Origin of the sequence: Deinococcus aerolatus, from assembly GCF_014647055.1 — a bacterium.
Lineage (GTDB): Bacteria > Deinococcota > Deinococci > Deinococcales > Deinococcaceae > Deinococcus > Deinococcus aerolatus.
In genome coordinates, this window is record NZ_BMOL01000002.1 from 60,695 (window position 1) to 78,838 (window position 18,144).

General features: G+C 68.9%; 17 protein-coding genes and 1 tRNA gene. 9 read left to right on the plus strand and 9 right to left on the minus strand.

The window, feature by feature from the left end; all coding sequences use genetic code 11:
* Nucleotides 1–47 precede the first annotated feature (47 nt).
* Complete coding sequence (locus IEY31_RS03145) at nucleotides 48–1,226, plus strand: M20 family metallopeptidase (protein ID WP_188968968.1); 1,179 nt, start codon at nucleotides 48–50, stop codon at nucleotides 1,224–1,226.
* A 152-nt stretch (nucleotides 1,227–1,378) separates the two neighbouring features.
* Here the strand turns inward: IEY31_RS03145 and IEY31_RS03150 are convergent, their stop codons facing one another.
* The gene (locus IEY31_RS03150; RefSeq protein WP_188968970.1) at nucleotides 1,379–2,485 is read right to left on the minus strand and encodes a LacI family DNA-binding transcriptional regulator; all 1,107 of its coding nucleotides are present in this window, start codon (nucleotides 2,483–2,485) and stop codon (nucleotides 1,379–1,381) included.
* 176 nt (nucleotides 2,486–2,661) lie between these two features.
* On the opposite strand from IEY31_RS03150, the gene IEY31_RS03155 reads away from it, so the two are divergent.
* From IEY31_RS03155 to dnaX, 4 genes are all read left to right on the plus strand, one after another.
* Nucleotides 2,662–3,873: an MFS transporter gene (locus IEY31_RS03155; protein ID WP_188968972.1), complete on the plus strand. Its 1,212-nt coding sequence runs from the start codon at nucleotides 2,662–2,664 to the stop codon at nucleotides 3,871–3,873.
* 267 nt (nucleotides 3,874–4,140) lie between these two features.
* Nucleotides 4,141–5,097, plus strand: coding sequence for a ferritin-like domain-containing protein (locus tag IEY31_RS03160; RefSeq protein ID WP_188968974.1), 957 nt, complete (start codon nucleotides 4,141–4,143; stop codon nucleotides 5,095–5,097).
* Nucleotides 5,098–5,339: 242 nt separating this feature from the next.
* Nucleotides 5,340–5,424, plus strand: a tRNA-Leu gene (locus IEY31_RS03165).
* 250 nt (nucleotides 5,425–5,674) lie between these two features.
* Nucleotides 5,675–7,981: a DNA polymerase III subunit gamma/tau gene (dnaX, locus tag IEY31_RS03170; RefSeq protein WP_188968976.1), complete on the plus strand. Its 2,307-nt coding sequence runs from the start codon at nucleotides 5,675–5,677 to the stop codon at nucleotides 7,979–7,981.
* A 73-nt stretch (nucleotides 7,982–8,054) separates the two neighbouring features.
* Here dnaX and dtd read toward each other — a convergent pair whose 3' ends face one another.
* From dtd to IEY31_RS03190, 4 genes are all read right to left on the minus strand, one after another.
* Nucleotides 8,055–8,495 carry a D-aminoacyl-tRNA deacylase gene (dtd, locus tag IEY31_RS03175; RefSeq protein WP_188968978.1) on the minus strand — a complete coding sequence of 147 codons (441 nt, stop codon included), beginning with the start codon at nucleotides 8,493–8,495 and terminating at the stop codon, nucleotides 8,055–8,057.
* Nucleotides 8,495–8,767, minus strand: coding sequence for a DUF1844 domain-containing protein (locus tag IEY31_RS03180; RefSeq protein WP_188968980.1), 273 nt, complete (start codon nucleotides 8,765–8,767; stop codon nucleotides 8,495–8,497). The genes dtd and IEY31_RS03180 overlap by 1 nt, the downstream gene beginning before the upstream one ends.
* Before the next feature lie 108 nt (nucleotides 8,768–8,875).
* Nucleotides 8,876–9,526 (minus strand): uracil-DNA glycosylase, encoded by a 651-nt coding sequence (locus IEY31_RS03185; RefSeq protein WP_229723283.1) that lies wholly within the window; start codon nucleotides 9,524–9,526, stop codon nucleotides 8,876–8,878.
* 13 nt (nucleotides 9,527–9,539) lie between these two features.
* The gene (locus IEY31_RS03190) at nucleotides 9,540–9,917 is read right to left on the minus strand and encodes a hypothetical protein (protein ID WP_188968981.1); all 378 of its coding nucleotides are present in this window, start codon (nucleotides 9,915–9,917) and stop codon (nucleotides 9,540–9,542) included.
* Between the two features lie 376 nt (nucleotides 9,918–10,293).
* On the opposite strand from IEY31_RS03190, the gene IEY31_RS03195 reads away from it, so the two are divergent.
* From IEY31_RS03195 to IEY31_RS03205, 3 genes are all read left to right on the plus strand, one after another.
* Nucleotides 10,294–10,920, plus strand: a complete 627-nt coding sequence (locus IEY31_RS03195) for a C40 family peptidase (RefSeq protein ID WP_188968982.1) — start codon at nucleotides 10,294–10,296, stop codon at nucleotides 10,918–10,920.
* 148 nt (nucleotides 10,921–11,068) lie between these two features.
* Nucleotides 11,069–12,061, plus strand: a complete 993-nt coding sequence (galE, locus tag IEY31_RS03200) for a UDP-glucose 4-epimerase GalE (protein WP_188968983.1) — start codon at nucleotides 11,069–11,071, stop codon at nucleotides 12,059–12,061.
* An 8-nt stretch (nucleotides 12,062–12,069) separates the two neighbouring features.
* Entirely contained in the window at nucleotides 12,070–13,440 is a 1,371-nt protein-coding gene (locus IEY31_RS03205) for a M20/M25/M40 family metallo-hydrolase (protein ID WP_188968984.1), read from the plus strand.
* A 52-nt stretch (nucleotides 13,441–13,492) separates the two neighbouring features.
* Here the strand turns inward: IEY31_RS03205 and IEY31_RS03210 are convergent, their stop codons facing one another.
* Nucleotides 13,493–14,137 carry an MBL fold metallo-hydrolase gene (locus tag IEY31_RS03210; RefSeq protein ID WP_188968985.1) on the minus strand — a complete coding sequence of 215 codons (645 nt, stop codon included), beginning with the start codon at nucleotides 14,135–14,137 and terminating at the stop codon, nucleotides 13,493–13,495.
* 66 nt (nucleotides 14,138–14,203) lie between these two features.
* On the opposite strand from IEY31_RS03210, the gene IEY31_RS03215 reads away from it, so the two are divergent.
* Nucleotides 14,204–14,773 (plus strand): peroxidase-related enzyme, encoded by a 570-nt coding sequence (locus IEY31_RS03215; protein WP_188968986.1) that lies wholly within the window; start codon nucleotides 14,204–14,206, stop codon nucleotides 14,771–14,773.
* Nucleotides 14,774–14,882: 109 nt separating this feature from the next.
* On the opposite strand, the gene IEY31_RS03220 is transcribed toward IEY31_RS03215, so the two are convergent.
* From IEY31_RS03220 to dxr, 3 genes are all read right to left on the minus strand, one after another.
* Nucleotides 14,883–15,737 (minus strand): hypothetical protein, encoded by an 855-nt coding sequence (locus IEY31_RS03220; RefSeq protein ID WP_188968988.1) that lies wholly within the window; start codon nucleotides 15,735–15,737, stop codon nucleotides 14,883–14,885.
* A 91-nt stretch (nucleotides 15,738–15,828) separates the two neighbouring features.
* On the minus strand, nucleotides 15,829–16,974 hold the full coding sequence (locus tag IEY31_RS03225) for a M50 family metallopeptidase (RefSeq protein ID WP_188968990.1): 1,146 nt from the start codon (nucleotides 16,972–16,974) through the stop codon (nucleotides 15,829–15,831).
* Complete coding sequence (dxr, locus tag IEY31_RS03230) at nucleotides 16,971–18,131, minus strand: 1-deoxy-D-xylulose-5-phosphate reductoisomerase (protein WP_188968991.1); 1,161 nt, start codon at nucleotides 18,129–18,131, stop codon at nucleotides 16,971–16,973. The genes IEY31_RS03225 and dxr overlap by 4 nt, the downstream gene beginning before the upstream one ends.
* Between the last annotated feature and the right edge of the window lie 13 nt (nucleotides 18,132–18,144).

Consider the following 18,144-nt stretch of genomic DNA (forward strand, 5'->3'; position numbering starts at 1 on the left):
TCTGCGGCAGGCGGACACCGGCCCGGCACCCGCGCTAGGCTGGCGGCATGACAGCAACCCAGGAGAGGACGGCGGCGCTGCGCGAGCAGCTCGTGGCGTGGCGGCGGCACCTGCACATGAACCCCGAGGTGGGCTTTCACGAGCATGAAACTGCGGCCTACATCGAGGCGGAGCTGAACAGGATGCCGGGGCTAACGGTCACGCGGCCCACCGCAACCAGCGTGCTGGCGGTGCTCAGGGGCGGCCAGTCGGGCCGCACGCTGCTGCTGCGGGCCGACATCGACGCGCTGCCCATCACCGAGGAAAACAGCTTCGAATTCGCCTCTAAAAACAAGGGCGTCATGCACGCCTGCGGCCACGACGGGCACACCGCGATTCTGCTGGGCGTGGCGAAGCTGCTGTCCGGGAATCCCGACGAGGTGCCTGGCGAAGTCCGCATGATCTTCCAGCACGCTGAGGAAATCGGGCCGGGCGGTGCGGAGGAACTGGTGATGGAAACCGGGCTGATGGACGGCGTGGATGTGGTGACCGGCCTACACCTGAACAGCCAGTTGCCTGCCGGTATGGTGGCGGTCAAGCCGGGGCCGTTCATGGCGGCGCCCGACATGCTGGAACTGACCATCCGGGGCCGGGGCGGGCACGGTGCACACCCGGAAGAGGCCATCGATCCCATCGCGGTGGGCGCGCAGGTGGTCACCAACCTGCAGCACATCGTCAGCCGTGGTGTGGCGGCGCTGGACCCGCTGGTGATCAGCATCACCTCGTTCCACAGCGGCACCACACACAACGTCATCCCGGACCGCGCTGAGATTCTGGGCACGGTTCGCAGCTTTGATGCCGAGTTGCGTCAGCGTGCGCCCCAGCTGATCGAGCGCGTCATCAAGGGCGTGTGCGAGGCCCACGGCGCGACGTACGAGTTGAAGTACGAATTCGGTTACCGCGCCCTGATCAACACCGACTGGGTGGCCGAGCAGCTCAAGGAGATCGCGCTGGAGACCGTGGGGCCGGACCACTTCCGCGACGCTAAACCCACCATGGGGGGCGAGGACTTCAGCGCCTACCTGGAAAAGGCCCCCGGCGCATACTTCAACGTCGGCTCCGGCAGCGACGAGCAGGACAGCCGCTGGCCGCACCACCACCCGCGCTTCACCATCGATGAGGCCAGTCTGGAGACCGGCGTAAAGATGCTGCACGCTGCCGCCCTGCGCCTGACGCTGCCGCAGTAACGCCGTTCTGCCTGACAACGGGTGTGGCCTGCGCGGCACGCCCGTTGTTGCGTGATGGTTCCGGCGGGGACTGTAGGCCGCAGGCGGTTCGTGGCCTGGGCAGCGGATCCACGGCATGTGATCACAGCCCAAAAAGTGCCGGTAAGAACTGGCTAGAGATGCTGGGCCGGCGTGGCGGGCCGCGCCGCCGTACTGCCGCGCACAATTAACCGGGTCGGCAGCCGCACGTCCACCTGGGCCTCGCCGCCCAGCAGGGCCAGCATGGCCTGACCCACGCGCCGCCCCTTTTCAGAGGTGGGCTGCCAGACGGTGGTCAGGTTCAGGTCGGCGCTGCCGGGCGCGTCGTCGTAGCCGATGATGCTCAGGCGCTGCGGCACGGCCCAGCCCAGGGTGTGGGCGGCCCTCAGCGCCCCGTGAGCCAGCACGTCACTCATGCACAGCAGCGCGGTGGTCTGGGGCTCGGCCTGCAGCAACTCCAGCGCGCAGGCCTCGCCGTCGGCAATGGTGTTGCGCCCGGCTTCGGTCAGGAAAAGCTGGGCGTGGGCGGGTGTGCCGGCGGCCACCGCCTCACGGTAGCCGCGCAGGCGTTCGGCGGTGGGGTGATAGACGATCTGCCGCTCCCGTTCGTGGGTCACGCGCCCGCCGCCCTGCCGGAGACCGAGTTCCAGGCACAGCACGCCGATGTGGGTGTGGCCCAGTCCCAGCAGATGCTGCGCCGCCAGGGTGGCCCCTCCAGCGTCGTCGATGCCTACGCCGGCAGCCTGGGCATGCTGGTCCTGATCCACCAGGACGGTGGGCAGGTTGCGCGACAGAACCGCGCGCAGCAAATCGCTGTTCTGCGCGGCGCTGTACACGATCAGGCCGTCCACGCTGGCACTCTGCACGGGAAGGAGTGGATCGGCCTGGGTGTCGGCGGGACTGGCCAGCAGCAACAGGTTGTAGGAGGCATCCTGCAGCGCCTGTGCCACGCTGCCCAGAAACTGCGCGGCAGCCGGATCGGCGAAGGCGTATTCCAGCGGCGCGTCGTACACCACGCCGATGACCCCGGTGCGGCCCCGCCGCAGGCTGCGGGCCAGGGGGTCAGGGCCGCCGTAGCCCAGCGTGCGCGCCGTTTCCAGCACCTGCTCGCGCAGCGCCGCCGAGAGCTGATCGGGGCGGTTGTAGGCGTTGCTCACGGTGGCCACGCTGACCCCCAGGGCGCGCGCCACCTCGCGCAGGGTAATGCGTCCGCTGGACGGTGCGGCAGGCTTGGGCGGCATGATCTCTATCTTAGCCCTCCTCCCGGCTATCTGAATCGTTTTAGCCCTGTTCATCCCCGCCCAGATCGTGCGGGTTACAGTCCCAGGGTCGGCCCGGGCCGAGGGCTGTCCGGGCCCGGTGTCTCCCGTGGCTGCGTCCCGAGTCTCTCCCCATTTCCTTTACTCCAGGAGCCTGCATGTCCCCTTCCCAGTTTCCCCCTGCCCCTGGCCGCGCCGAGTCCGCCCGCCGCGCCGTCAGTCTGATCTTTCTGGTCAACGGCGCGTTCTTTGCCACCTGGGCGGTGAATATTCCTGGGGTGCGCGACGCGTTCAGGCTCAGCGAGGCCCAGGTGGGCGGGGCGCTGCTGGCGATTGGACTAGGGGCGCTGGTCACCATGCCGCTGACAGGCAGCTGGACGGCGCGGTACGGCAGCGGTCCGGTAACGCGGGTGGCGGTGGTGGCCTGCATGCTGTCGCTGGCGCTGCCGTTCGTGGTGCCGGGCTATCTGGGACTGGTGCTGGCGCTGACCGTCCTGGGGGCCGCCAACGGCAGCCTGGACGTGGCGATGAATGCCCAGGGGGTCACGGTCGAGCAGGCCCTGAAGCGCCCGGTCCTGAGCCGCCTGCACGCCTATTTCAGTCTGGGCGGGGTGCTGGGCGCGGGCCTGGGCACCCTGCTGGTAGGCCGCGTGCCGATGCTCACGCACGTGCTGCTGGTGGTGGGCGTCACGACCGTCGCGGGCCTGCTGGCGGGCCGGCTGCTGCTGCCGGATGCTCCGGTGGCCGGGGACGCGGACGAGGCTCGGGCCGCCGCGCCGCCGCGCCGCGCGGGCATCAGTTCCGCCGCGCTGCTGCTGGGCCTGCTGTGCTTTCTGGGCATGCTCTCGGAGGGGGCCAACTACGACTGGGCGGCGCTGTATTTCCACGATGTGCTGGGCCAGGGGGACGGCAACGCGGGCGTCGGCTACACGGCCTTTGTGGTGACCATGACGCTGGGCCGCTGGTTTGGGGACCGGGCGCGTGGGCGGCTGGGCGACGAGGCCATTGTGCGGGTGGGCGCGGCGCTCACGGGGCTGGGCCTGGGCGCCGCGCTGCTGGCGCAGGGGCCGGGTCTGGCCGCTGCGGGGTTCGCCCTGTCCGGTCTGGGCCTGAGCAACGTGGTCCCGGTGCTGTACGGCGCGGCGGGGCACGCGCTGGCCGGGCGCGGCATCGCGCAGGTGGCCACCATCGGCTACGGCGGCTTTCTGTTGGGGCCGCCCCTGATCGGGTTCGTGGCCCAGCAGGTTGGCCTGCGTGCGGCGCTGGGCGTGGCGCTGGCCGGGGCCGTGCTGGTGGCCCTGCTGGGAGGCGCGGCCTTCGGGCTGCTGCGGCGGCGCGCGGCTACCAGAAGCCAGCGCCCCGTACCCTGACCGCCCCCTGACAGGCCGTATGGGCGAAGGGGGCGTGGGACTCCATGCCCTGTGTGACGGCAGGTCCACACGACCCATTCGGCCCCAGTGCCTTTATCCAATCTTTATAGGCGTGACCGAGATGATCCAATTACCGCCCGCCCGCTTATGTCTGGGTAGAAGGACAACAAGGCGAAAGGGGCCATCTGAACAGCCGGGCAGGCCAACCCTTTCGTGTCCTGATGCCGCGTCCTGTGCCCCCGCCTCTCACTTCCCTGGAGGAACACCATGAGCAACGAAACCAACGAAAAACTGCTGAACCGCCGTAAATTCCTGGGAGCCGCTGGCGCTGTCGGCGCCGGCACCCTGCTGGCAGGCTGCGCGCCCGGCATGATGGGCGGCGCAATGGCGCAGGGCGGCGACAAGAAGGCCAACCTGGACGGTACCATCTTCAACTTCGCCCTGAACCTGGAGTATCTGGAAGCCGCGTTCTACCTGGCCGCCGTGGGCCGCCTGGAAGAGCTGGACGCGGTGGGCGGCGACAGCAAGAAGGTCATTTTGCCCGCCGGCTTTACCGGCAAGGGCGGCGCGGGCATCAAGTTCGAGTCCGCCGACGTGGCGGCCTACGCCAACGAGATCGCCTCCGACGAGCTGAACCACGTCCGCATCATCCGCAAGGTGCTGGGTGCGGGCGCCGTAGCCCAGCCCATGATCGATCTCGGTCCGGCCTTCCTGGCGGCGGGCAACGCGGCCTCGGGCGGCGCCATCACCGGCTTCAACCCCTTTGCCAACGACCTGTTCTTCCTGCACGGCGCGTTCATCTTCGAGGATGTGGGGGTCAGCGCGTACAAGGGTGCGGCCCGCTTCCTGTCCGATACCTCGGCGGGCGGCAACTTGGAAAACGCGGCGGGCATTCTGGCCGTCGAGGCGTACCACGCCGGGCAGATCCGCACCCTGCTCTACCAGCAGCGCAACACCCAAGTCACCCCGGCCCTCAAGGTCAGTGACGTGGTGGCGGCCATCAGCAACCTGCGCGACGCGGTGGACGGCGCCAGCGACGTGGACCAGGGCATCCTGAATGCGGCGGGCGGTGCCAACATCGTGCTGGCCGACACCAACTCGATTGCCTTCAGCCGTACCCCCCGTCAGGTGGGCAACATCGTCTTCCTGAAGGTCGACGCGGTCAAGGGCGGCTTCTTCCCCGAAGGCCTGAACGGCGATTTCGCTGCCATTCTGGCGCTGTAGTCCTCTGATTCCCCAGCTCCACCGCGCCGTCGTCCTCGCCTGACGGCGTTCCGGAGAAGTAAGCGCCCTGGCCTGCAATGGGTCAGGGCGCTCTCTTCTGGGTCTCCGGGCGGCCGTATCTGCGGGGTCTGGCTGGCCGGCCTATTGACAGTTTCCAAACTCGCCAGTAAAGTAACCGAGCCTTCCGAAACGCCCCACGGGCGCGGCTACCAAGCGGAAGGGCCGTTTCACGAAAGACAGATGCCGAGGTGGCGGAATTGGTAGACGCACTAGTTTCAGGGACTAGCGCCGCGAGGTGTGTGGGTTCAAATCCCATCCTCGGCACCACAGCAAGAGAGCAGGACCAGTGAAAGGCCCCCGGCAGCAGTGTTGGGGGCCTTTCCTGTATGTGCCGGGACCCTGGCCGGAGCCTCTCAATCCGGCCTTCCCTCACCCCGCCCCGGACCGCCCCGCACTACACTGGAGAGGTGAAGAGGTTTGCGGTAAGCGGTGAGGGTCTGGCGGTCAATGAATCGGTCTTTTTCCCGGTGTTACCCGCCCTCTGCCGCCTGCTGCCCGCCGCACCAGAGGCGCAGGCATGAGCGCCATCTATCAGCGTGCGCGGCCCATCCGCTGGGACCAGGTGGTGGGCCAGGAACACGTCAAGGACGTGCTGAAGGCTGCGCTGGAGGCCGGGCGCGTGGGTCACGCCTACCTGTTCAGTGGGCCGCGCGGGGTGGGCAAGACCACCACGGCGCGGCTGATCGCCATGACCGCCAACTGCAGCGGGCCTGCGCCGAAACCCTGCGGCGAATGCGAGTCCTGCCTGAGCGTGCGCGCCGGATCCCATCCCGACGTGATGGAGATTGACGCGGCCAGCAACAACGGTGTGGACGACGTGCGTGACCTGCGCGAGCTGGTGGGGCTGGCGGCCATGCGCGGCGGCAAGAAGATCTACATTCTGGACGAGGCGCACATGATGACCAAGAGTGCCTTCAACGCGCTGCTCAAGACGCTGGAGGAGCCGCCGGGCCACGTCATCTTCATCCTGGCCACCACCGAGCCGGAAAAGATCATTCCTACCATCCTTTCGCGCTGCCAGCACTACCGCTTTCGCCGCCTGACGCCGGAGGAGATTGCCGGGAAACTGGCGGGGCTGGCCCGGCAGGAGGGCATGACCGCCGAGCCGGAGGCATTGAACCTGATTGGACGGCTGGCCGACGGCGCGATGCGCGACGGCGAGAGCCTGCTGGAGCGCATGCTGGCCGCCGGTCAGGTGGTCACGCGGGCCGGGGTGGAGGAGGCGCTGGGCCTGCCGCCCGGCGAGCGCGTGCGCGGCATCGCGGCGGCCCTGGTGGTGGGCGACGCGGGCGCGGCGCTGCAGGGGGCCGGCCACCTGTACCGCGACGGCTTCGCGGCCCGCACGGTGGTGGAGGGTCTGGTCTCGGCGCTGGGGGCCGCCCTGCACGCCGAACTGGGCCTGGGTGACGAGGGGCGGCTGGACGGCGCGGACGTGCCCAGGCTCCTGAAGTTGCAGGCCGCGCTGGATGAACAGGAGGCGCGTTTTGCCCGTTCCGCCGACGGACAGAGCCTGGAACTGGCGCTGACCCACGCCCTGCTGGCCGCCGACGGTGGGACCGGTGGAGGAGGGGCGGCGACGGGCGCAGGCGCGGCGGCCATGCCAGCGGACCTGTTGCAGCGCCTCAACCGCATGGAAAAGGAGCTGGCCGGTCTGCGAGCGGTCGGTGCAGGCGCTGGGGCAGGCAGCGCGGCTGTGGCAGCCCAGGAGCGGAGCGGCCCCGCCCCGGCCCGCGAGGTGGTGCGGGACGCGGTGGCGGTGGTTCAGGCTGGCCCCCAGGCGCAGGAGGAGGCCCCGCCAGCCCAGCAGGGCAACTGGGCCGACGTGGTGCGCGCCGCCAGCATGCAGCTGCGCGCCTTTCTGAAGCCTGCGAGGATGCACGCCGAGGCGGGCTACGTCAGCCTGACCTACAGCGACAACGGCTTTCACGCCAAGCAGGCGCTGAGCAAGTTCGACGACATCGCCACGCTGGCCCTCAAGGTGTTCGGCCCGGTCACCTTCGAACTGGTCACCGCCGAGGCCAACAAGAAGCAGAAACTGGGTGGCGGGGCCGGGGGCGGTGCTGTGGGGGCGGCTTCTGCCCCGGCGTCCCGTCCTGCGCCTGAGGCGCCCCGGACGGTGCCTGTGCAGGCCGCCCCCGCCGCCGAGATCGAGATCGCGCCGTTCGATCCGGCGCCGCGCCGGGCCAGCCGGGGGACCGAAGTGCCGGGGGCGCAGGCTTCTGCCCAGGCCACGCCTCCCCAGCCCCAGACCACGTTGCCGCCGCGCCCGGCGGCTGTGGCGACGCTGGAACCGCCGGGCGGCGGGCCACCGCCCCGGCCTCAGACGCGCCCGCCTGAGACCCGCCTAGCCCGCCCCGCCAGCCCGGACGACGTGGCCCCTGCCCCGCTGCCCACCATTGACGCGGATCCCTGGCTGACCGCCCATGTGGCCGACGCGCCTGCGCCCCCTGCCGGATCGGCCCCTCCGGAGGCCCGCGCCGCCTCACGCGAGCTGTACATCGTGGAAGCCATCGATGTGGAACCCGACTGGGACGACATCGGCGGTCCGCTGGACGCGGGGGCACCCTCTGGCCCGCCCAGCCTGGAAGACGCGCCGTACGCCGCGCTGACGGTGGAACGTCCGGCCCCGGCCCCGCGCCCGGCGGCGGCGCCCCAGCCGGTGGCCAGCGCCGCGCCCTCGCGCCCCGGCGACATCCGCGCCCACCCCATGTACGAGGAGATCAAGGGCCGCTTCAGCGGGCGCGTGCGCGAGATCGGCAAGAACCGCAACCCGGTGGCCCCGGCGGTGGAGAGCGACGAGACGGACGAGGAGATCGAGGGCTAGACCGGCGCTTCACCCGTCTGCGTTGCTGCCCCTTCCGGTCAGGCCCAAGTGGGTCCCGCAACCGTCATCCGGTTCAATCCAGGTCCAGCGTGATGGTCACGGGACCGTCGTTGCCCAGGTCGATGACCATGTGCTCGCCGAAGCGGCCCTCGCCCACGCTGAGGCCCAGGTCACGCAGGGCGGCGTTGAATGCGCCGTACAGCCCGCGGGCCTGCTCGGGTGGGGCCGCTCCGGTAAAGCTGGGGCGGTTGCCAGCGCGGGTGTCGGCGTACAGCGTGAACTGGCTGATGCTCAGCACGCCGCCGCCTGTGTCCAGCACGCTGCGGTTCATCTTGCCCGCGTCATCGCCGAAGATCCGCAGCTTGGCGATCTTGGCCGCCAGCGCCCGCGCGGTCTGGGCGGTGTCGCCCGGCGCGACGCCCAGCAGGACCAGCAGCCCCGGCCCGGTCTGCCCGGTAACTGCGCCCGCCACGGTGCAGGTGGCGTGGGTCACCCGTTGTACGACGGCCCGCACTAGTGGCCCTGCGCGCCGCTGCCCAGCCGTTCACGCAGGCTCGAAATTGCCCCGGTCAGCAGGTCAGCCTCCGCGAAGTCCAGGTTGCCCCGGGTCTTGTCGGCCAGCATGGTCAGCAGTTTCAGGCTGCGCTCGGCGGTCTGGCGGGCGCGGCCCTCCTGAAGCAGTCCGTCGCGCGCGGCGCTGGCGGTGGCGGCATTCAGGTCGCCCAGTGCGGCCTCGGCGGTGGCCTGGAGGGAATTGACGAGTCCAACGAATTCAGGATGGGGCATGGGCCCCAGTCTACGGGGCCGCCGGAAGCAGGTCCGTTGTCCCGCTCGCGGTGCTGGTCGGTGGGTGTGTTCAGCCATTCAGGAGCTGTGGGCCAGACGGGGCAGGGTTCAAAACAGCCCCGGCTGCCCGTCCATGTCCGCTGGCGCAAGCTGCGCGACGGCCTCCGGCCTCTTCTCGCCGCACAGGACGGCGGCCACCTCGCGGATGTCGCGCCAGGTCAGCGCCTTGGGGGTGCCGGGACTGCGCGCCGGATTTCGCAGCAGGTAGGCCGGGTGGAACATGGGCATCAGCAGGGCCTGGTGCGTGCCGCCCGCGCCGTTGTCATGCGTGAAGGCAAACCACTGGCCGCGCAGGCTGGCAATGCCCCGGTCTGTCCGCAGCAGGTGCTGCGTGGCGGTGTTGCCCAGGCTCAGGATCACGTGGGGGCGCAGCAGCCTGAGCTGCGCGCCCAGCCACAGCCCTGTGCAGGTATTCACCTCGTCGGGCCGGGGCGGGCGGTCACCCGGTGGACGACATTTGACGGTGTTGGTCAGGTAGGCCTCGTCCCGCCGGATGCCCGCCGAGGCCAGGATGCGGTCCAGCAGCTCCCCGCCCGCCCCCACGAAGGGGCGGCCCAGCCGGTCTTCCTCGCGCCCCGGCCCCTCGCCGATGATCACCAGCCGGGCCGCAGCGTGGCCCTCGGCCACCACCACGCCGCTGCAGCCGGGGCGCAGGCGGCACGCGGCACACCCCTGGGCCAGCAGGTCCAGCGCCCCCAACGCGGCAGCCGGGTCAGCCGCCAGCGGCGGTTTCCAGCTTGGGACGGCGGCTGCGGGCCTCGCGGCGGGTCTTGGGGTCCAGCCCCACCAGCAGGAAGAAGTTCTCCAGCGCGTTCTCGCGGCCCTTCAGATCGGGATGCTCATGCTCCGGCGTGCCGGTGGAAAACGGAATGGCCTCGTACAGCGACAGGGCGTGCGCGATCACGTCGTCGGGGGCGTGCTTCTCGGCGTGGGTGCCCAGCGCCACGTACACCTCGCGGCGGCACTCGGCATGTTTCAAGAAGGCGTCGGGCCACGGCGTCTCAGGGGCGCGCAGCATGTCCTGGCGGGCAATCCGGCGGTAGTGCTTGAGACCTTGCAGGAGCTGATCGGTGGTCATGGGTTCCTTCATCGGTCCTCCAGATCGGGTGCCTGATCGGATGGCTGTTCCCTGGAACCGAGTATAGGAGTCTGCGCGTGCGGAAGGTCCAGCCGGAATTGCCATCACCCCACCGCAAAGTTTCATATCTGCCAGACACCACGTTCCAAGATATGAGGAAGATGAGGATGTGATCAAGGGTACAGTTGGGCTTATGGCTGTGACTGACACTACTTTTGGCTGCTGTTCCAACATGAGTCCGAATCTGAGAAGCTTGAGCCAAACGGCAGATCCGGGTGCGGCATGAGAAGGGCCGGGACGCATAAACAACGTATAGGCGCATAAACCAGGCGGTTCCGTCCAAGAATTAAGGGCAAATAAATAAAGCTGGGATAAACTCCTACAGTCGATGAATTACTCCCGCTTCCTGTTGCCCCTTGCCCTCGCCGCGCTGACCAGCACCTCCGCTGTGGCCGCCACGTACACCGTCAAAAGCGGTGACACCCTGACCGCCATAGCGCGGGCCACGGGAACGGACGCTGGAACGCTGATGCGGTTGAACGGTCTGAACAGCTCCACCATTCAGGTGGGCCAGAAGCTCAATATCGGTGGGGGGGCCGTCAACGCTCCCGTCCGCAACGCCGCGCCCGCCGCCACGAACACTGGCGGCGCGTTCGTGCGGACGGCCGCCGCCCGTTTCCTGGGCGTGCGCTACGTACTGGGTGGCAGTGGCCGCAACGGTCTGGACTGCTCCAGCTTCACCCAGAGCGTGTTCAGGAACCTGGGTATTAATCTGCCGCGCACCGCTGCCTCGCAGTGGCGCAGCGGGCGTGCGGTCAGCCGCCGCGATCTGCGCGCGGGCGATCTGGTGTTCTTTAACACCATGGGCCGCGTCGCCAGTCACGTCGGCCTGTACGTGGGCGACGGCATGATGGCCAACGCCAACAGCTACAAGGGCCGTACCGTTATCGAGCCGCTGTTCGCCAATACGTACTGGGCCAGCCGCTACAACGGCGCGCGCCGCGTCTTGAACTGAACCAGGAATTCCACAGCGTGCGGGCGGATGACATCGACTCATCCGCCCGCACGCTGTGTTTGGTCCGGGCAGACTTCTTCTCCGGACAGGCTGTGCAGGGCGGCACAGGGGATGCCTCCGTTGAACTCGCCTGCTACCCTGAACCGCAATGAAACTTCTGGTCGTCGGCGGCGCGGGCTACATCGGTTCACATACAGTGCGGCAACTGCGGGCGGCGGGGCACGAGGTGGTGGTGCTGGACAACCTGTCCAACGGTCACGCTGAGGCCCTGCCGAAAGACGTAAAACTGGTCCAGGCCGATCTGCTGGATTTTCCCGGCGTCAAGGCGGTCCTGGAAGCCCACAAGCCCGACGCTGTGATCCACTTCGCCGCATTGATCGAGGTGGGCGAGAGCATGCGCGCCCCGGCCCGCTACTACCGTAACAACGTGGTGGGCAGCCTGAACCTGCTGCAGGCCATTGTGGACACCCGCAAGGTGCCGCTGGTGTTCTCCAGCACCGCCGCCGTGTACGGCACCACCGACGCCGTGCCCATCCCTGAGAACGCCGCCATGCAGCCTGAAAGCGTCTACGGCGAGACCAAGCTGATGACCGAGCGCATGATCCACGCCTTTCACACGGCGCATGGGCTGCCGTACACGATCTTGCGGTACTTCAACGTCTGCGGCGCGTCCCCCGCCGGGGACATTGGCGAGGCGCACCCCAGCCAGTCGCACCTGATTGAACTGGCGTGCATGACCGCACTTGGGCAGCGTGACCGGATGATGATCTTCGGCGAGGACTACGACACCCCGGACGGGACCTGTATCCGCGACTACGTGCATGTGCAGGATCTGGCCGACGCGCATGTGCTGGCGGTGGAAGCGCTGCACGCCGGGAAGACCGACGCCGCCACCTACAACGTGGGCCTGGGCCACGGCTTTTCTGTCCGCGAGGTGCTGGACGCGGTGGACGAGGTGGTGGGCACGCCGCTGGAGCGCGAGATGGCGCCGCGCCGTGCAGGCGATCCGCCCCGGCTGGTGGCCGACGCCACGCGCATCGTGCAGGAACTGGGCTTTGCGCCGCAGTTCACCGACTTGCAGGCCATCGTGCAGACCGCGTGGAACTGGCACCGGGGGCATCCGCACGGGTTTGAGAAGTAGATTGGAGCATGACCACACCCGGTTTCCCTGACCTCTCCGCCCACATCGAACGCGGCCTGACTGATCTGCGTGAGCTGGTGGCCATGCAGAGCGTGTCCGCCCAGGGCCGCATGCTGCCCGAAACGGCGGACACCGTGACCGCGCTGCTGGAGGCCGAGGGCTTCCGCGTCGCCCGCCACGCCGGTCAGGTGGCCCCGGTGCTGGTGGCGGAGGCCGGGGACGGCCCATTCACGCTGCTGATTTACAACCACTACGACGTGCAGCCGGAAGACCCGCTGGAGCTGTGGGACACGCCTCCCTTCACGCTGACCGAGCGCGACGGCCGCCTGTACGGGCGCGGCGCCTCCGACGATAAGGGCGAGTTCGTTTCGCGGCTGGCCGGGCTGCGGGCGCTGCGTGAACGGCACAGCGGACAGTTGCCCCTGAAGGTCAAGTGGCTGCTGGAGGGCGAGGAAGAGGTGGGCAGCCCCAGCCTGGAAGCCTTCGTGAAGGACCACGCCGCTGAGTTGAAGGCGGACGGCGTGTGGTGGGAGTTCGGCAGCGTGACGCCCGAGGGGCGCCCCGTCCTGTACGCTGGTCTCAAGGGCATCGTGTGCCTGGAACTGCGCTGCCGGGTGGCGGCCAGTGACCTGCACAGCAGCACCGGCGCGGTGGTGGACAATCCGCTGTGGCGGCTGGCGAAGGCTGTGGCGAGCCTGCGCGACGGGACCGGACACGTGACCATCCCCGGCTTTCACGACGACGTGCGCCAGACTTCAGAGGCGGACCGCGAGGCCATTGCCAGCATTCCCGGCCAGGGCGAGTCGCTGTACGACGCCTACGAGGTCACGCGCCGTCTGGGAGCGCCGGAGGACTTCAACGCCCGCACCAACCTGATGCCGGTGCTGAACGTGAACGGCTTTCACGGAGGCTACGGCGAGGAGGGAAGCAAGACCGTGTTGCCTGCCGAGGGCTTCGTCAAGATCGACTTTCGTCTGGTGCCGGACCAGCACCCGGACCGGATCGTGGAACTGCTGCGTGCCCATCTGGACGCCCAGGATTTGCAGGACGTGGAAATTGTCGAGCTTGAGAGCCACCAGCACCCGGCCCGCAGCGCCCTGAATGATCCGTTCGTGCAGACCGCCGTGCGGGTGGCGCGGCAGGTGTACGGACAGGACGCGATTCTGCACCCTAGCAGCGGCGGCAGCGGTCCCATGCACCCCTTCATGCAGTCGGTGGGCGCGCCGGTCGTCGCCCTGGGTATCGGCAACGTGGCGGGCCGCGTTCACGCGCCCAACGAGAATGTGCTGCGCCGTGACTTCGAGACCGGGGTGCGCTACGCGCTGGAGCTGATGGACGCGCTGGGCGGGCTGGAGACTTCCTCCGGGACAACCGGCTGATCAGCGGAATCAGGGGAAGAGCCGGTTCGCGGCGACTCCCCGAAGGTCCGGGTTACGGTCCAGGCCGGCCCGCCCGCCGCCGCACCTGCTCGGGTGTCAGCGGGCCGCCGTGACCGGGGAGGACCGTACGCAGGTCCATTCCGGCGATGCGCTTCAGGGTATCCAGGGCCTGGGCGTGGTTGGCGTTGTAGGCGGCCCGTGGCAGATGCGCGCCGTCGGCGGCCCCGATCACCGCGTCGGCGGCCACCAGCACGCCGTCCCTCATTACCCCGATCTGCCCGTAGGTGTGGCCAGGCAGGGCCACCACCTCCCAGCCCAGCACCGTCTCGCCAGGGTGAACCGCGTGCAGGGCGGCGCTGGGCACCTTGGGATGCGCCCTGGACACCATTCGCCCGATGTCCGGGCGGCCCGCCGGGTACGGCAGATTGTGGACCTTTCCGGAGAGCTGCGGGTGCTCCAGCGGGTGCGCCAGCACCGGAATACCGCGCCGGGCCGCCCGCCACGCGCCGCCCGAATGGTCCACGTGCGCGTGGGTAAGCAGCACGGCGTCCGGGCTGAATTGCCCCAGGATGCGGTCGAAACGGGCGGCGTAGGGCCAGGCCCCGGCGTCCACCAGCAGGCGCCCGGCCGGGCTGCTCAGGAGGTAGACGTTGGCGTACAGGCGGTGAACACGGACATGTGGGGCAGGGGCAATCACTGGCGTGACTATCTCACGCGGCGGCCCGCACAGAAAATGGCGCGTGCGGGATAAGCTGGCGGTCTCATGAATAAGATCTCCTGGCTGGCCGTGCCGACGAATGAAGACGCGCACGAGGGCGTCCGCAAACTGTGGAACAAGGCGGAGGCGAACCTGGGATTCGTGCCCAACGTGTTTCAGGCGCAGGCGCTGAACGGCGAGCAGTTCCTGGCATGGTGGAACTACTTCAACCTGCTGGTCAACAAGCCGGGCCACCTGGGCAACCTTGAGCGCGAGATGATGGCGGTGGTGGTCAGCGGCCTGAACCGCTGCGTGTACTGCGCAGTCTCGCATGGGGCGGCGCTGCGGGAATACGGCATGGAGGCCCAGAAAGCCGACACGCTGGCCGTCAACTGGCGGCACGCCGACCTGTCTGTCCGTGAAGCCGCCCTGTGCGCCTTCGCCGAGCAGTTGACCCTGGACCCCGCCGGCATGACCGAGGCCGATCTGACCCCCCTGCGGGACGCGGGCCTAGACGACGCCCAGATTCTGGAGGCCGTGCAGGTGATCGGCATGTTCAACATGACCAACCGCGTCAGCAGCGCGCTGGGCTTCATTCCCAACGCGGAATATCACTCGCGGGGACGCCAGGGCTAGGGGTGCGGGAGAGGCGGTCACACCCGAAAAGTGCGTGACTGGCCGAACCCCATACCGGTGGCGGGTGTTCGGGCGGTCACGCCCCTGTGAAAGCTGGTGTCTTTTACGCCTAGCCGTCGTTGCGGGTAAAGCCGGTGGCCTGCCAGCCGCAGCCGGAGCGCACCAGCTTGATGGTGCCGCCGTAGGTGCCGCTGACCTGCTCGCCGTTGCTGTTCTGTGTGGCGCTGATGGTCACCTTGCCGCCCGCACTGCCCACGTTGCCGTTGATGCCCACGCTGGTGATCTCGATCTTGTAGGACACCTTGGAGTACGCCGCGCCGTAGGCACTGGCCGCGGCTCCCAGGCCCTCATCGGCGGCCGAGCGGGCCGCGCCACGCGCGCTGGCAATGTCCTGCTCGGGCGTCAGCTTGCACTCGGCCGGTGCGCTGCCCGCGTACTGGGTGGTGGTGCCGTCCTCGAACTTGAAAGGCGCGGGCATCTGGCCCTGCAGGCTGGCGACGTTAAGGCGGTAGTTGATGCCCACCGCCAGTCGCGGCCCGATGATGGGCTGCAGCGCCGTGCTGATGCGCTGTGCGCCTACTTCCACGTAGCCTTCCACCGGTAACAGGGCAATGCCGTAGCGCAGGCCCAGGCCGCCCTGAACGGCGGTGTTGCTGCCCTGCACCTCCGCACCCAGCAGGGCGTAGGTGGTGACGTTCCCGTAGGTAAGCAGGTCGCCCGTGATCAGGCCGCCAAAGGACCCGGTGCCGGACCTGCCCTCCACGTTGCTGGTGCAGTAGGCCCCCTGCGCGTAGATGCCAAAGCGGCCCTCCTGAAAGCCCACGCGCCCGCCCACGATCTGGCAGCCCAGGCCCGCGCTGCTGTTCAGGCCCAGCCGCACGTCCGTCGCGCTGGCCATACCCGTTGCGGCCAGCCCCGCCGCTGCCAGTCCCACCGTGACGCTCTTCTTCAAAGTTCCAATCATGAAGACTGTTCTAACACACCATTTCACTCGGGCACGTGAGCGAATCTGCCTCCCACGCCGCGCTTTCAGGAGTCCACAGACGCGCCTTGCATTAGAAAAAGCGGCTCACGTCGCGCACCACCACGAAGGTCATCAGCAGCAGCACGAAGGCGAAGCCGGCCACATTGATGGCCTGCTCCTGCGAGAAGCTCAGCGGGCGGCGGCGCAGCACGCCCACGAGAACCAGCAGGATGCGTCCGCCGTCCAGCCCCGGAATCGGAATCAGGTTAAAAAAGGCCAGCGACAGGTTCAGCAGCGTGGCCACCTGCACCAGTGCCCACGGGCTAAGGGCGGCGGCGCGGCTCACGATCTCGGTGGTGCCGATGGGACCGGTGACGTTCTCGTCCTGCGAGAAGTTCAGGGTCAGAAAGCGGCCGAACAGGTTGCCGAAGGCCCGCAGCACCTGCGGCACCGCTTCTGCGGTGGTGGTCAGCGAGGTCCGGAAGGCCGTGCCCACACCCACCGGCACGATGTCCGGGCCGTAGCCGATGCCCAGCAGTTGCCGCTGGCCGTTCACTGTGGGTGTCCAGTCGAAGGTCACGGTGCGCGTTTCAAGGGTTCTGGACGGCCCGGCCCGCTCCAGCGTGAAGCTATGCGGCCCCGGCGTGCCCAGCACGTTGCGCAGGTTCTCCCAGCCTGTCACGGTGCGTCCGTCCACCTGCAGGGTGTCGGGGATGTCCCGACCGTCGATGGCGGTGATCACGTCCCCGGTCCGAAGCCCCAGCGTCTGCGCGCGCGAATCCGGCTGCACCGACTCGATGCGCGCCCGGTCCGGGGCCGGTATGCCCTGCGAGGAAAAGGTCAGCGTCATCAGGCCGATGGCCAGCAGCAGGTTCATCAGGGGTCCGGCCAGCAGCACGGCGATCTTGCCCCACGCGGGCAGGGCCGCGAAGCCCCGGGTGGCCTGCCGGTAACTGACCTCGCCCTCGCCCGTGCGGACCTCCTCGGGGGCCATGCCGTCGATTTCCACGTAGCCGCCGATGGGCAGCAGAGACAGCCGCCACTCGGTGCCACGCCACAGCCGCTTGAAGACAATCGGCCCCATACCAATGGAAAACGATTTGACCTGTACGCCCTGCCAGCGGGCCAGCGCGTAGTGCGCCAGCTCGTGCAGGAACGTGGCGATGCTGATCAGCAACAGGGTCCACAGCAGGCCCACCGGGGTCAGGGCTGCCGCGAGGCTTTGCAGGAAGCTCACGCCCGCACCCCCACCAGTTCCCAGGCCCGCACCCGCGCCCAGACGTCGGTTGCGGCCAGCGCGTCCCAGTCCAGCGTTCCGGCAGGGGTCTCGTTCAACACGCGCTCCAGCAGTCTGGGGATGCCCATGAACGGCAGATGACCGGCCAGAAACGCCTCCACCGCCACCTCATCCGCCGCGTTCAGCGCCACCGGCAGCAGGCCGCCCGCCTCACCCGCGCGGTAGGCCAGCCCCAGGCAGGGAAAGCGGTCAAAATCCGGTTCCCGGAACTCCCAGGTGCCGCGCATGGGCCACGACAGGTGCCCGGCCACCTCCGGCCCCCGTCTGGTGCCGCGCACGTCGCCGGGGCGCTGCATGCCGGTGGGGGCGGCATCGATGGCGTAGGCGATGGGCAGGCGCATGTCGGTGGGGCCGAACTGCGCCTTCAGACTGCCGTCGCGGAAGCGCACCGCTGCGTGGATCAGGCTCTGCGGGTGGACCACCACGCCCACCTGCGACAGCGGCAGGCCATACAGGCTGGCGCACTCCATTACCTCCAGCCCCTTGTTCATCAGGGTGGCGCTGTCGATGGTCACCTTCGGCCCCATGCTCCACGACGGGTGCTTCAGCGCCTGCGCGGGCGTCACGCCGCCCAGATCGGCGGGGCCGTCGCGGAAGGGGCCGCCGGAAGCGGTCAGGATCACCTCGGCCACGTCGGCCATGTCCTCGCCGGTCAGGCACTGGAAGACGCCGGTGTGTTCGGAATCCACCGGGACCACGCGCCCGCCGCCTGCTGAGGCCGCCTCCCAGATCAGGCCCGCCGCCGTGACCATCGCTTCTTTGGTCGCCAGCGCGACGGCCTGACCTGCCTGGAGGGCCGCGCGGGTAGGTGCAAGTCCAATCAGACCGCTCATGGCGTTGACCACCACGGTGGTGTCGTGGGCGGCCACCTCGCTGACATCCGCCGTCAACCGGGTCCCGGGCAGCAGCGCTCTGGCCTCGGCGTACACCGCCGGGTCCACGCTGACCAGCGCCGGGCGGAACTCCCGGACCTGTGTCGACAGCAGTTCCAGATTGCGCCCTGCTGCCAGCGCCGTCACCGTGTATCCGCGCTCCCGCGCCACATCCAGCGCCTGCGTGCCGATGCTGCCTGTGCTGCCCAAAACCGTAAGCTCCATTGCGCCCCAGCAT

Bases quoted from the DNA above. Each gene is read 5' to 3' on its own strand.
- IEY31_RS03145 (WP_188968968.1), top strand. From the start codon at position 48: ATGACAGCAACCCAGGAGAGGACGGCGGCGCTGCGCGAGCAGCTCGTG.
- IEY31_RS03150 (WP_188968970.1), bottom strand. From the start codon at position 2,485: ATGCCGCCCAAGCCTGCCGCACCGTCCAGCGGACGCATTACCCTGCGC.
- IEY31_RS03155 (WP_188968972.1), top strand. From the start codon at position 2,662: ATGTCCCCTTCCCAGTTTCCCCCTGCCCCTGGCCGCGCCGAGTCCGCC.
- IEY31_RS03160 (WP_188968974.1), top strand. From the start codon at position 4,141: ATGAGCAACGAAACCAACGAAAAACTGCTGAACCGCCGTAAATTCCTG.
- dnaX (WP_188968976.1), top strand. From the start codon at position 5,675: ATGAGCGCCATCTATCAGCGTGCGCGGCCCATCCGCTGGGACCAGGTG.
- IEY31_RS03180 (WP_188968980.1), bottom strand. From the start codon at position 8,767: ATGCCCCATCCTGAATTCGTTGGACTCGTCAATTCCCTCCAGGCCACC.
- IEY31_RS03190 (WP_188968981.1), bottom strand. From the start codon at position 9,917: ATGAAGGAACCCATGACCACCGATCAGCTCCTGCAAGGTCTCAAGCAC.
- IEY31_RS03195 (WP_188968982.1), top strand. From the start codon at position 10,294: ATGAATTACTCCCGCTTCCTGTTGCCCCTTGCCCTCGCCGCGCTGACC.
- galE (WP_188968983.1), top strand. From the start codon at position 11,069: ATGAAACTTCTGGTCGTCGGCGGCGCGGGCTACATCGGTTCACATACA.
- IEY31_RS03205 (WP_188968984.1), top strand. From the start codon at position 12,070: ATGACCACACCCGGTTTCCCTGACCTCTCCGCCCACATCGAACGCGGC.
- IEY31_RS03215 (WP_188968986.1), top strand. From the start codon at position 14,204: ATGAATAAGATCTCCTGGCTGGCCGTGCCGACGAATGAAGACGCGCAC.
- IEY31_RS03220 (WP_188968988.1), bottom strand. From the start codon at position 15,737: ATGATTGGAACTTTGAAGAAGAGCGTCACGGTGGGACTGGCAGCGGCG.
- dxr (WP_188968991.1), bottom strand. From the start codon at position 18,131: ATGGAGCTTACGGTTTTGGGCAGCACAGGCAGCATCGGCACGCAGGCG.